Annotated in this window: 4 protein-coding genes and 2 pseudogenes; 5 read left to right on the top strand and 1 reads right to left on the bottom strand. The window is 64.7% G+C overall.

Annotation, left to right across the window (positions count from 1 at the left end):
* The first annotated feature begins 380 nt into the window (after positions 1 to 380).
* The 5 genes and pseudogenes from NYR97_RS05475 (at position 381) to xopF1 (ending at position 9,062) form a co-directional block, all read left to right on the top strand.
* A complete protein-coding gene (locus NYR97_RS05475; RefSeq protein WP_316697009.1) occupies positions 381 to 737 on the top strand; it encodes a hypothetical protein in 357 nt (118 codons plus the stop codon).
* Positions 734 to 5,991, top strand: a pseudogene (gene xopAD, locus NYR97_RS05470) (XopAD/skwp family type III secretion system effector). The gene NYR97_RS05475 and the pseudogene xopAD overlap by 4 nt, the downstream one beginning before the upstream one ends.
* Before the next feature lie 183 nt (positions 5,992 to 6,174).
* Positions 6,175 to 6,386 (top strand): annotated as a pseudogene (locus NYR97_RS05465) (IS5/IS1182 family transposase); the annotation flags it as partial.
* A 196-nt stretch (positions 6,387 to 6,582) separates the two neighbouring features.
* Positions 6,583 to 7,038: an Hpa3 family type III secretion system protein gene (hap3, locus tag NYR97_RS05460; protein ID WP_316697008.1), complete on the top strand. Its 456-nt coding sequence runs from the start codon at positions 6,583 to 6,585 to the stop codon at positions 7,036 to 7,038.
* Positions 7,035 to 9,062 carry a type III secretion system effector XopF1 gene (gene xopF1, locus NYR97_RS05455; RefSeq protein ID WP_316697007.1) on the top strand — a complete coding sequence of 676 codons (2,028 nt, stop codon included), beginning with the start codon at positions 7,035 to 7,037 and terminating at the stop codon, positions 9,060 to 9,062. The genes hap3 and xopF1 overlap by 4 nt, the downstream gene beginning before the upstream one ends.
* A 111-nt stretch (positions 9,063 to 9,173) precedes the next feature.
* Here the strand turns inward: xopF1 and xopZ are convergent, their stop codons facing one another.
* On the bottom strand, positions 9,174 to 13,136 hold the full coding sequence (gene xopZ / locus NYR97_RS05450; RefSeq protein ID WP_316697006.1) for a XopZ family type III secretion system effector: 3,963 nt from the start codon (positions 13,134 to 13,136) through the stop codon (positions 9,174 to 9,176).
* Positions 13,137 to 13,363 lie beyond the last annotated feature (227 nt).

Below are 13,363 nucleotides of genomic sequence, written 5' to 3'. Positions count from 1 at the left end.
GACGCGTCAATGTTCTGCATGGCAACGTATGCATCGATGATTATTAAATTTGCTATATGACGATAATGATCTGCACATTATTTTCATTATGCGAAACACTGCGGATGACGCTCTGATAGACAAGCTGCACCAGCGCATCGCAAAAAATATCAAGACTTCGCAGCGAGCAGGCCGCTGGCAGGTGATTCGAAATAAATTGCCGGCATGAAAACCTCTAACCTCACTCAAAATCCATCGAGCAAAATTGGTCTCTCTCTCAAGAGGATCAGCCCAGGCCAGCCGGGGAGCAGGCTGCAACCAGCGTGAGCGCCAGTGGCAGTGAGCAGCGGCTTGGAAGGCAGCCGGCCAAACGGCGAAGGGTAGAACAGGACGAATCCGGAATGGCACCGCAACGCAGAGAGCGGTTGTCGGTGAATTTGCAAAATGCTGCCGATAGCGGCGAATTGAACAGGCGCTCCCAGCAACAGACGGCCAGTCATCTGCATCGGCGCGATGATGCCGCCGACCGACGCCGTAGGGTACCCGAGTCGCGCACGGACAGGGCGCCTGCCTACGCCAGCACGTCCTCGCGTCGTATGCCACAGCAACCAACGTTTGGATTGGAGCTGACGACAGAAGATATTGGCGTGGCCGCGGTGCCAATCGAGGAAGCAAGCGGGCGCGAGATGGGCAAGAGCCGTATCGGCCGCTACAGCGGCCAAGGCATGCGCACGGTCAAACTCGTGGTTTGGAATTGAATGTAGAAGATCTTCAGCGGGCCGAACGAAACCTCAGCCCGGCAGCGCAGCAACGGCTGCGTCAAGAGCGGGAACTGCAACGGCAACAATTGGATGATCTCAGGCGGAGAGCTCGGTCGCGTAGCGCTGATCTATGCCTGCCAATGGCACAGCGCAACGAGCTGGCGCATCGCATCGATTGCAAGCTGGCCCTGCCCTTCCTGGATGGGCGCGCCGAGGCGAACGACAACACGGGGTGGCTCAGCACGTATCTTCTGATGATTGCCAATGCAAGGCGACTCCGAAGCGTGGGGCAAGGGGATCTGGATCGTTGTACCGCCCTGGCGGCGCAGTATCTCTACAAGACCGGGTGGTTCGATGGTGCCTCGCTGAGGGAGCTGGCTCATGTGGGCAACAAGCTGAACAAGCACCTTAACCTTCCCGCATGCATGGAGGCGATCGCGTGGATCGTAGGGCAGCTGGAGCGGGCCAAGGCACCGTTGCGGCTCGATGGAAAATCTTATGCTCTGCTTCTGAATGCTTTTGCCAAAAACACTGACAGCCGTAGGTGTGGGCGCGCCGTGGCTCGCGTGGCTCGTCGTCTGCATGACAGCCAAGACCAGCATTACCTGACCCCTCTGGGCATCAGCCTGGCACTCAATGCGTTTAGCAAGTGGTTCGATGATCAGGACTGCCGGACCATGGCGCACTCGCTCGCCAAGCGACTTGCCAGCAGCAATCGCTTACGCAATGCGCTAACTGAGACGCAGCTCGCGAGTACGCTGAACGCACTGAGCAAATGGCCCAATGTGGAGGTCTGCGAGCAGGCTGCCAGCGTTCTGGCATTGCGGCTTGCCGAGCATCCTGATTTGCTCCAAGAGATGGACGCTCAAAGCGTAGCCAACACGCTAAATGCACTGAGCAAATGGCCCGAAAAGAAGATCTGCGAGGAGATTGCCAGCGCTCTAGCATCGCGAGTATCCGAAGATCCCGTTTTGTGCAACGCGTTTGAGCCGCAAGGTGTGTCCAACGTGTTGAACGCGTTGAGCAAATGGCCGGAAGCCAACTTCTGCGAGGCGGGCGCCGAAGCTCTGGCCGAGCGGACACCCCGGTCTGCGCGGAAGCCGCCGGCACTCTGGCTACGCAGCTGGCCGAGGATCCTGATCTGTGTGCAGCCCTCGAACCGCAAGGCGTGGCCAACGCGTTGAACGCGCTGAGCAAATGGTCCAAAGCGCAGTTCTGCGATGCCGCCGCCAGCGTTCTGGCCAAGCGGCTCGTGGATGATAGTGCGTTGCGCAACGCCCTTGACCCTCAGCATGTGGCCTTGTCGCTCAACGCGCTCAGCAAGATGCTTGGAGAGACGGTCTGTCGACAGGCGTTATCGCTGCTCGCGAAGCGCCCAGGCTCGACCGAGCTGCCATGGCAGCGGTTCGGCATGCGTGGGGTCGCCTTGGTGTCCAATGCAATGTCCCGCCTGTTGCGGGTTGAAGAAGAAGAGTTCGACGCACTGGGGCACGCCAAGTTGCAGGCAGTGGCCGGGCATCTGGAGCTGCACCGCGAACGCTTCGAGTCTGCCTCGGCCTCGGAGATTGCACAGATATTCAAGGCCCTTTCGTCGGCGCAGCTTCACCGCCAGATGCGCCCCTTGGCGCTACCGGGACTCGAGCGGATCGCAGCGCTCATGCGCGATGATGGATTACGCGAGACGACTCTCGAGGGCCTGGGAAACCTGTGCCTGGGTCTGCTGCCACTGATCCGCAATCCGGAACTGGTGTCTCGTCATCGCAGTCGCGCCCTTGGGGTGTTCAACGCGTTGCAGCCGATCTTGGAGCGCAAGATCGACTTGTACCTCAGATCTGGCGGTTCACGTGCATCGGTGGAAACCGAACAGCACGCTACGCGATGCCCGGCGTTGACGTTCTTCCAAATGCTCAAGGCCTATGCGGTGGTGAGCCGGCAATGGAAGCCGCCGCACCTCAAAGGTACGCGAAAGGAACTGCAACGTCGCCGCGATCAGCTGGTGGAATGGGTTGGCCAGACGCTCGAGCGTACACGCCATGCCATTGAGGCTGACCTTGGCGAGATGAGCTGGAACCTGATCGCGCAGATCGAGGCCGGTGATGACCTGTTCGACGCGCTGGACCGGCGCATGGCGAAGGAGGCGCCGAGGATTGCGCAGGCGCATCCACCGAGCGACTTCGACCTGGGTGCCGGGCGCCTGAGCATGCGTTCGGAACCCGGGAAGCCCCGCGCGCCGGCGTCCGGCACCGGCAGCACGACCCACATCGTTGTCGATCTGCGTGGCAAGGAAGTTTCGACCAACGCAGCCGAGACGAACAAGCCGTATTCGCTGTTCGCGCGTCTAACCGGACTGCCGTTGGTGGAAGTTGAGTTGCCGGGATCGATTTCAACGTTCATGCTGGCGCGCACATTGACATATCAGGGCGAGCCCTGGCGTTTCGACATGTTTGGCGGTAGCCGTGCCACGCGCGGCAACATGGCTCGCCCAAGACAGCTGCTTGCCGGCAAGTCCGGGAGTCCGTCGCTACTGCCGGCGATCCGTTATGCCGACACTGCTCCGGGCAGCAGGCTCATGAAGCTGGTCGCCAAGCTCGCGCCGCAGCGTGAGGACTGGTCGCGCATGCAGCGCTCACTGCTGGAGATGGTGCCAAGCGACCATGTGGTGGAGGGCACGCTGCGTTTGGGCTTCTTCGACGATGTCAGTGGTCCAGAACACCCCTTCAAGCCCTTGGCACCGGACGGGCGACCTCTGGCACTTTGCCCCAACGATGGCTGCGGCTTTCTGAAGCTGGAGGTGGCCAAGCGAATTCCAGCCTTTCGTAAGTATTTCTCTGCCTGGAAAGCTGTGCAGGCTGGTCAGGCGACCCAAGAACAGCGTGACCTCATTGCGCAGGACGAGCGCTCCGCGCGTCTGGCGCCGCAGGCGCTACAGCACTTCCCGCGCGACGAGATGGCGTTACAGGAGGCGCACGAGGCGATGCAGCGCCGGCTTGAGGCGCTGCCGCCCGCGGTGAACAAACTCGCGCTGTTCGAGCTGGCCACCAGTGGCGGTTACCAGGGCAAGAGAGTCCGGGCGGTACCCTCCGCCGACGACAAGGTACATCTGGTGCGCGAGAGTAGCCAGGCCTTTGACGCCGCGGGCGGCCCGTTGTTGATCGGCAAGCCACCCTATGACAAGGAGAATCTGCTTCCCGTGCCAGAGGATCGGGTCGCGACGGTGGCGAAGGGTGACGCCACCGCCGAGTTCCTCTCGCGGTCTTTCGGTATCCAATACAGCTATACCGGGTTCGACGACGGGTCGGGTGACGATACCCATATGTTGCACAGCAAGGGCATGCTCATCGTGGTGCCTGAGGAGAACTGGCCGGCCGAATTCGTGAACACTGACCTGGTGTGCTCCAAGGAGGATCTCAAGACGCTGTCAAGTTGGACCACCGGACGAAACCGTAGTGCGGTGCCGCGCGACATGCCCAGCACGGGCAGCCTGCGGCTCAAGGAGATCGTGGAGCCCGGACGCCTCGGCGCGCTGCCAATCGCGGAGTTGCGCAAGCGCAATATGGACACCGACGGAGATGACGCATTTGTGTACGCGGGCTACCCAAAGCTGGCAGCCTTGATTTCGCGTGAGGTGGCCAATCGTGAGGAACGGCGCGGCCAGCCGCAGTCCTTCAAGCCGCCGAAGACGGCTACGCCCAGTATCGATCCTGACAGTGGTCACTACCAGGCCGGTCGGCTGTCCGAGATCATGTCGCTGCAGCGTGGCGGCAAGATCACGGGCACCGCCAGCACCCTGGCAGCGCGCTTCATGGCGCAACCGGACGAACTGCGCGAGGCGATGGCCCGTAGCATGATGTTCGGCACCTACGATGGCATCGAGCGGGATTTGCGCAATGGCTTGCGCCAGGTGCTCGACGGCGAGCCCAGAGATCCTCGGATGCTGGAGGAACTACGCGCCCAGGCGCATGAAGCCATCGAGCGCGCCCACATGCGCGAAGCGCGTGAAGCCGCCGAACTGCTATACGCGCAGCTGCTCGGGCTGGAGCCGGATTCGGCCGCCTCCACAGACGCGCCGCGCCTGCCCGATGCGCTTGCCGAAGCCTTCCTGCGGCTTGCCGAGGCATACGCTGCCGCGCCTGATGCCGAATCACGTATCCACGCCATCCTCGACAACTATCCGGTGTGCCAGCTATCACACGCCCAATTTCCGCAAGGGCAACCGGGTCTCATTCCCGGCGAACCGGAGCTAAGCATGCGTAACCTGTTCACCTTGGCAATCAAAGTTGGGACAGATGCGCTCAAATCCGATACCGGTACGGCGCTCTTCTCCAAAATCGTGGAGTCATGCGAACGATCGGAACGGTCGTTCGCCGACAGGGTGCGTATCGTGCCGTATAGCAAAGCGACCGCCCGGGCAATGCACGACGGGCGCTTCGACGCTGAGCAGACCAAGGTGCTCCTGCAGCGTATGCCGACGATGGCGGCAGGCGTCATGAAAGATGCGCTGAACTCGCTGCAGCAGGCACGCCTGATCAACCCGCCGCCGCCACCTGCTGAGCGTCTTCGTGCGGTACGACCGGAGGACATCGCGCTGAAAGCCAAAGCCCTTCTGGCACGCGCCAGTGAGATGGAGCCCCGGGTCACCAAGATGCTTGAGCGCCTGGCCCAAGATCATGATGGGCGACTGAGGGGAAGAAATCATCAACTGAAGTCGCTCGGCTCGCTGGTGGCAAAGCTTCAGCGGCAGATAGCTTTGAAGCAAAAGACTTTGGAAGAAGCGGTGGAAGGTGTGAACGATGCACTGCGTTATAGCGTGGTACTGGAGCCAGTGCGCTTTACCGATGGCTTGCGTGGCGTGCTGGCCTCGCTGGACGATCAGGGTCATGCGCGCGTCAAGCTGACCAACCTATTCACCAAGCGCCGGCAGGCCTTCAAGGCAGTCAACGTCACGCTGCGCAGTCCCGAAGGCGCACTCTGGGAAGTCCAGTTCCACACGCCCCAAACCTTCGAGCTCAAGGAAGATTTCCACGATCAGTACAAGCGCCGCTATCAGAACGAGCTCCACGGCGCTCCATCGAAAGATCAGGACGAACTGCAGGTACCTGCGCAGGAAGCCTTTAGTCGCGTGGATACGCCGCCGGGTTGTACTGAGCTTGATGACTGGGAAGAAGAAAGCGTCGCGACCTTGGCATTGACTGCCCCGGTTGTGGACACCAAGCCCCAGGTATCCACCCCGACGCCGCAAAATCCGGCGTAGGCGTACGCACACATCGGGATGCAAGGGTTCATGTCACGCCAGCAGCCCCATGGCAGAGAACGCCTTCCGTAGCAGGCTAAGTCGCGCTACAGCCGACCCCGTTGGTGCTCTCATCAGAGGGCACCACCAAACCTGGGATCAAACATGCATCATCCCGCCGCGAGATCTTCCTGGCGAAGATGCTTGCCCGACGAGACCGGGATTTTCAACTTTCGCCGCCTGCTGGAAACCCATGGCCGCGCCGCGCGGACGCTGGACACTGTCAACGCGCATCTGGCGCGCAAGGGTCAGAGCCTGCGGTCGGGCATGATTGTCGATGCGATGCTGATCGCTGCACCCAGTTCGACTATGCGTGCGACCCTGAAATGCATCAGACCAAGAGAGGCAAGCAGTGGCCAACCATCTGTTGTTTGCGTACTCATGCGCGACGTATGACGCAGGTCGCGATTGCGCAGTTTCCAGGATTCCAACTTCGTGTTCGGCGCGAGTGGTTCGCAGCGGCTCGCTCGGCTATGTATCCCGATCCAGACACTGCGTCCTACCGAACTGGTGCATTGGCAACTCATCGCATTTTTCCCCGGAGAGACTCAGATGACGTTGGAATCAGGAAATCTTCAGGCGGCGAACGACACATTTTTCACCAGCCTGGGAGTCCGTCTTGGGTTGCCTGAGGAGCTTGCGCAGCGACTTGGCCAAGGCGAAACCATCCTTGGTCCTGCGGGCATGCTGTGCCGTGTCCACGGGCAGATGCAGCAGGGCGAAATGACGGCGTTTCCGGAAGTGATCCTGCCATTGGCCGCACGCGAGCTCGGCGGCGATGAGGTGGTGACGCTGCTGGCGCTGCTGGCGCTGCAGGAACAATTACTGACGCATTACGGATGGCGGCTCACGCTCTCTGATCTTGGGCTGCTGTGTGTCTGCCCGCTGTTGCTCGAGGGCACGCCCGATGCCGTGGCCAATGCGCTGGAGCGCGGGCAAGTGGTCGCCCGTGTGGTGCTGGACGCGCTGGTGACGCAGGCCGGCAGCGCGGCGGAGGTGACCTCATGAAGCTCACCAGCGACATTGGGACCTCTTCCAGCAGCCGCGTAACCTCGCCTGCCCCCACACAGCCGACGCAGGCCGAGGAGGCCGTTGCAGCACCGCAGACGCGGCCTCCAACCGGGCCGCTTGCGGGCTTACGCTCTCCTGGGCCGGTGTTGCGTGCTCGTCGCGCGGCGTTTTCACGTCGCGTGACCACCGACGCAAGTCATGCCGAGTCCTCGCATGGCGCATCCCATCGCTCGGAGTCCTCGCATTCGTCGCATTCGTCGCTGACGGATGCAGCGTTTTACACTCCGCCGCTAAGCCCCGGGTCCTCGGTCAGCGATGTGTCGGACGCGCCTGCCGCGCCTGCCGATGCAGCGACCTATGCGCAGCGCAGCGCGTCGACAGCCGCTGACTTGAAGGGGCAGATACGTGCACGCCTGGACAAACTGCCATTTGCAGCGCCGTCGGAGGAGCAGGAGGCACTGCAGGCCGCGTATCTGGAATGGGCGGACGCGCGCGTGGATGAGCGCATCACCGCGTTCGGGCCGGATGCCGGATACCAGATCGTCGGCGATATGAAGACGGCAGGCGCAAAGGCGGCGTGGCCGATCGCCTACGAGTGTCTCAGGGCCTTCGTCATCGGCTCGATGCGGACCCCGTTCGGTCTCGCGGCGGGCGCAGCCTACGACGGCGCGCGTGCGCCTGGATCGGAGACGCTGAGTAGCACGACGCTGTCCGGCGCGGTGGCGGGCCTGATGTCCTATACCAGCGATACGTTGCTGATCCCGGCGATGGATCGGCGTGCGCGCGTTGCCAATCTGCCGCGGTTCCAGGCCATCGACCCCAAGATCCTGGTGCCCGATCCGCCGCCGGCCCTGCTGGAAATCACTGCCGAAGGCAAACGCTTCACGCGGCACGGCGAGGGCAACAGCGCAACGCTTCCCGAGCTCAAGGCGCAGACCTACGACCTCCGCCAGGGAATCACCCAGTGGCAATCGACCCTGGACGACAAATCCCTGGACACCTTGTTGCTCAAGCCGACGATCAACGCGGGATTCAACGCGGCGCGGCGGACCTCCGACGACCCGGGCACGCGCACGCCGGCCGGCCAACTGGGCTTGAGCGCGCTCGCCATTGGCGGGGCAGGGGTCGTGCAGAAGGCGATGCTCGAAACCGGCAAGGCGGTTGCGCGTACCGGCCAGATGCGCGTGCCCGATCTGCTTGGCGGACAGCAGCGGCTGAATCTGTTTGCGCTGGCATTGCCGGACAAGACCCGTCGGCCGGCGCAATGGTCCGACGCTGTGCGTTTCCCCAACTACCTGCTGGAAACCGGAATGGAAGGCATGGCGTTGGCCAGGCAGGCCTTGAGCACCACCAACGCGATCACCACTGCGCTACGCGATATGCTGGGCCGCCACATGCTCAGCAACGTGCTGGCCAATTTCGCTTCGCTCGGGGCCGGCCGCCTGATCGCTGCGCCCTTGCGCGGCGGCAACGCAAACGGCAGCGTTGCAGGCGAAGCCGCCAACTCCACCGCCACGGTCGTGCAACAGGCAGCGCAGACCCTGTTCAACGATACGGTCTGGAATGCGCTCAAAGCCAAGAACGGCGCCAACACCACCCAGGCGACGCGCCTGGATCAGGAACGCGCCGCCAGCGCCGCCGATCATCAACGCACCATCGCAGGCACGCTTCAGGCGCTGGCCGAACCCATCGACGCGGCGATCGCACTGTTTTCGGCGCCGACACCGGCGCAGATTGCGCGCGCCCTGGAAGAGGGAGAGCGGCTTGCGCCTGCACCGGGGCCGCAGGCGAGGAGGTTGCGCGAAGCCCTGGAGACATTGCGCGCGGAAATCGGCACGCAGTCTCCCTCGATTGCGACCATCGACACGGTGCGCGATGCGCTGCACGCCGGGCAGAAGGCGATGTTCAGCGGAGTGCCACGCAACGACCTCACCGCGACATTGGATACCGAGTTGACGACGCTCAGGGATGCGTTGCACGAGAGCGAGAAACTGCGCCAGTGGGAAAGCGGCCGACCGTGAGCGATCGATCGCGCGGGTGATCCGCTCGCGGATTGCACGCTGCAAGGACAGACGCAGCCGCCGTTGCGTCTGTCGCTTGCTGATGCTCCCGGTGCCGGCCTGGCGCGCGGCTTACGTGCGAGTAGTGGGAGTGGGAGTGGGCACTGCGGCGCGCGGTACCGCTTCGTACGCCGGCCATTGACCGACCGTGCGCATGGCCTCGGCGATGCGGTTGCGCTGGCGCTTGACGATGAAGTCCACGCCGCGTTCCTCGGTCAGTTTTGCCTTCTCGCGTACCAGCAGCAATGTCGGCTCCCACACGGCGGGCTGCTGCAGCAAGGCATCGAAGGCCGTACGCTCGGCGAGTGCACGCGCGTGGTCACCCGCGTCCTGCGCCACCAGTGCAAGTGCCCGGTGCACGTCCAGCAACGGCGCAGCGGCGCTGCGTAACGCCTCGTCGGCAAACAGTGCGGCCAGCGCGTTGCCATCGGCAAAACGCCTGGCCTGCTGCATGAAATGCTCCAGTTGCAGCTCTGCCAGCACCGGTTGCAAGGTCTGGTCGACATCGTTGCCCAGCTTGACCAGGCCGTAATCGGCCCAGCGCTCCCACTGGGTGCGGACCAGGCGTTCGAACGCGGCGAATTGCGCGAAGTCGGTTGCGCGGTCGCTGCGGGCCGCATCGATTTCGCCGCCGAACTGGAACAGCGTGCAGAACGCGGTGGCCACGTCCGCGCTCACTTCGGCGACATAGCCGGCTTCGATTGCCGAGACCGTGGTGCTGGCTGCAGGCGTCGCCGATGCACCTTCGCGGTGATGTTGGGCAAGTGCGAGTTGCACGCCGGCCGTCAGGCGTGCGGCCGCTTCCACCCGGCGCGCGGCAGTGGCGTCGCAGTAGTGCGTGGTCATGTAGCCGGCCACGGTCGTCGACGTCCAGCCGAGGTCCTGGCGCGATCTGACGCCCAGCCCGAGCGAGCCGCCCACGCGGCGGCCGTGTGCATCGCCTGCGCGCAGGCCGACGCTGACGTTCGCACTGCACTCGGTGCCCTGGCTGACACGTGCGGCCTGGTCGATCAGCCCGACGCTGGCCTCCGGATGCTCGGCCAGCAACGCATGCATCCAGTCCGCGCCGTGTGGCTGCTCTGGATGATCGGGTGCTGCGCGGCGCACCAGATGCTCCAGCATGCGCAAAAATGCCTGCAACAGGGCCGGCTCGCGGCCCTTGCCCAGCCGGGGGATACGGATCTGCAGGCCGTCTTCCACGCCGGTCTCGCGCCGATAGCGCCAGTCCACGGCGGCCGACACGCCGGCTGCCGCGTAGGCACTGTCCACAGCGATGCCATAGCCGGCAGTCACGCCCGCACCGAGCTGGCGCTGCGTCGCGGATTGGCGACTGATCTGCAGGTACAGGCCGGTACGTCCCATGTAGAACTCCAGCGAGGCATCGCGATTGCACTGCATGCTGGCGATCAGTCGCGCGCCCAGGCCGAACGCAGATCCTGCAACGGCAGCTGCCGCCGAAAGCGGTGCGAGATTGGCGCCCCAGGTCCGTTGGCAGGTCATCCGCCAGCGGTCGCGCCATTCCAGATGCGAGAGCATGTCGCGCAGCAGGTCCAGCAACGCCTCGGGATGGGTCAGGGCGCCGGCACCGGTCTGCTTCGCCAACTGCAAGGTCTTGTCGATGGCGGTGTCGAAATGCGCCAGGCAGTCATCCGCATGTGCGAGCCACAAGGCGGCCTGTGGCGAAACATCGCTTGCTTGCAGCTCCGCCGCTTGCTCTGCGTGCTCCGCCCGCACGGTAGACAGGCAGGTACGCAACAGATCGAACGCGGCTGGCGCGGTGCAGCGGCCGCTTCGCACCTGCTCCCAGGCACGCCGCAATCCTTCCGGTGGCGTTGCCTGTACCGCTGCACCACCCGGGGTGCTGGATGCCTGTGCCTGATGGTGGTCGTGCAGCAGCGCCGCACATTCGGCGATGCGCGCCAGGGTGGCGGCATCGAAGACCACGCAGCTGCGGTCCACGTCCTCATCGACCCATTGCAGCAACTCGGCCGCCGCCTGCCAGTGCAACTCGGCCTGCGATGGCACACAGCCCTGCGGTCGGGCGGCGTGCAATGCACCCAGGTAGCCGATCAAGGCAGCGCAGGCGTGCTCCAGGGTCAGGTTGGCGCGTCGACGCGGTGTCGGCAGTGCGGTGGCCGATGCGACCTCCAGCCCCTCCGACAAGGCATGCAGCGGATTGGGAGCGCTCGCGTGTGCGCCTGCAGGATGGGGCGAGGTGGCCGTGCGCACCGCCTCGCCGAATGCCTGCAGGTGGGCGTTTGCGCGCGCATACGCCGAGTCGGGAGCACGCGACTCGTAGCCGTTGCGCAGCGCATGGTAGGCCGCGCGTTCGTCGCTGCTGCAGGCCTGCAGCGCCTGCGCCGGGTCGGCCGCGTGCAGGGCGACACCGGCTGCGCGCCGCGCACCGCTCAGCCAGCACCGCGTGGCGGCATCGTCCACAGGCGTGGCACGCAGCAGCGCATCGGCCCGTAATGCGATGCGCGCGATGTCCTGGCGGCCCGGGTCGGCGGCACGCTCCTGGCGTGCCTGGATCAACTGGCCGAGCACCTGGCGGCCGCGCGGCACGCGCGCCAGGGTCTCCAGCCAGCGCGTCGTCGCCGCCTCGATCGCTGCGCGAGGAATCCCGGTGTGCTCGTCCATCGTCGCGCCCTGTCGGGCATCGTGCTGTTGCGGATCGGCAGGGATCAGCGCGCTCCAGCTGCTGTTGTGGACATGGTCGAAGGTGGCAAGCAGCAGCGCCGCCGCGTCAGCACGGTTGTCGCCGAGCACACCGGCCACTGCCGAGCGCAGCGCGCCAAGCGCGATGGCCACGATGCCCGCTGCAGGCACCGCCTGGTCTCCGAAACGCGTGGTGGAGAGCCCGCTCGCCCATGTCGACAAGCGCTTGCGCAATGCAGTGGCCGCAGCGGCATTGGTTGCGCTGGATGCGGTCTGCGCGATCTGCGCGGCAATCAGCGCGTCCGATGCGGTTCGAAGCGCCTGGCTGGCGCGCAGATCGTCGGCCGCTGCGGTGTCGACCTCCTGCGCGAGCGAGTGCGTCAGGCCCGCCAGCGCCGGCAGCAGTGCACGCAGCTCGTCGGCTTGCGCAGCGGTCTCGAACAGGTCGCCAGCCACGATGTGCGCAGACTGCAGCGCCTGCGCCAGGGTGGTGTCGAGGCTAGCGGCACGCACTTGCAGGCGCTGCAGCGAGGCCTGCTGTTTCTCGCGCAGGGCGGACAGATGGCGCGCGTGCTCGTGCAGCTTGCGGATGCGATCCAGCTCGGCTTCGTGCTTGAGCATGTCGCGCAGGCGCGGTCGACGATCGCTTGCCGCAGGCGCGGGCATGGCCGTCAGTTGGTCCAGTTGCTGCTGCAGCTGTTGCTCGGTGTGCGCCAGGCGCTCGCTGCAATCGGCGATATGTTTGCGTAGCAGCGCGTTCCAGGTGGCCAGCACCTGTTGGCGTTTGCGGGTGTCGTTGGCACGGTCGGCCAGGCGCGGTGCGCGTCTGGCATGCAAGCCGGTGTCCTGCTCCAGGCGATCGAGATGCAGCTGCACCAGGCGCTGCAGCGCTGCGGCCTTGCGCACGGCGATCCGTGCATCGCTCAGTCGTTGCGAGGCGGAGAATGCCGCTGTCTGCAAGGGAGCCAGTGCGTGCCAGTCGCCCGGTTCCGATCGAGCGGGCGGTGCAGGCTGCGCAGACGTGCCCTGGTAGCGCAGCAGGCGCGTGTGGTCGGGAGTGGCCTGCCGGGCGATGCCCACCGCCGTGCCGGCGAGCCGGGCGAGCTTCTGCAACGACTTGCGCACGCCGCGCAGCCTGCCTGTCTCGCGCGGCGCAGGCGTGCCCTGTCCGGTGTCGGCAGCAGCTGCGGTGTAGCGATGTACCCGTGCGGCCACATCCATTTGTGCCGCGCGTGCTTCGGACTCGGCCGCGGGCCCATCCAGTTGATGCAGTCGGTGATGGGCCTGCTTGTGCGGCGAGGGCGTACCTGCATGCGCGGTGCTGTGGCTGTTGCCAGGCAGCCCGACTGTCACGGTGGAAGGGCGAATGCGGGTCAAAGTCGATCTCTCGCGTGTGGCGGTTCGCATCCGACTGTGCTCGCCGCTGCTGTAAAGCCGAACAGGACGAGCGGCCCGTTTGCACATGGCAGCGGTGTCTGCTTACCGCGACGCAGTGCGTGCCGCGCAGGCGGCGCAACGATGATAGTCGGTCTGCGGTCATCGCCTACGACGGCGGGCACTGACGCCCGGCAGGTGCGGCAACCATGCATCTGCCGGGCGCGATC

This window comes from Xanthomonas hydrangeae, from assembly GCF_032697525.1.
Lineage (GTDB): Bacteria > Pseudomonadota > Gammaproteobacteria > Xanthomonadales > Xanthomonadaceae > Xanthomonas > Xanthomonas hydrangeae.
This window is presented reverse-complemented; position numbering and strand designations above follow the sequence as displayed.

Coding starts and splice junctions, on each gene's coding strand:
- NYR97_RS05475 (WP_316697009.1), top strand. CDS start 381: ATGGCACCGCAACGCAGAGAGCGGTTGTCGGTGAATTTGCAAAATGCT.
- hap3 (WP_316697008.1), top strand. CDS start 6,583: ATGACGTTGGAATCAGGAAATCTTCAGGCGGCGAACGACACATTTTTC.
- xopF1 (WP_316697007.1), top strand. CDS start 7,035: ATGAAGCTCACCAGCGACATTGGGACCTCTTCCAGCAGCCGCGTAACC.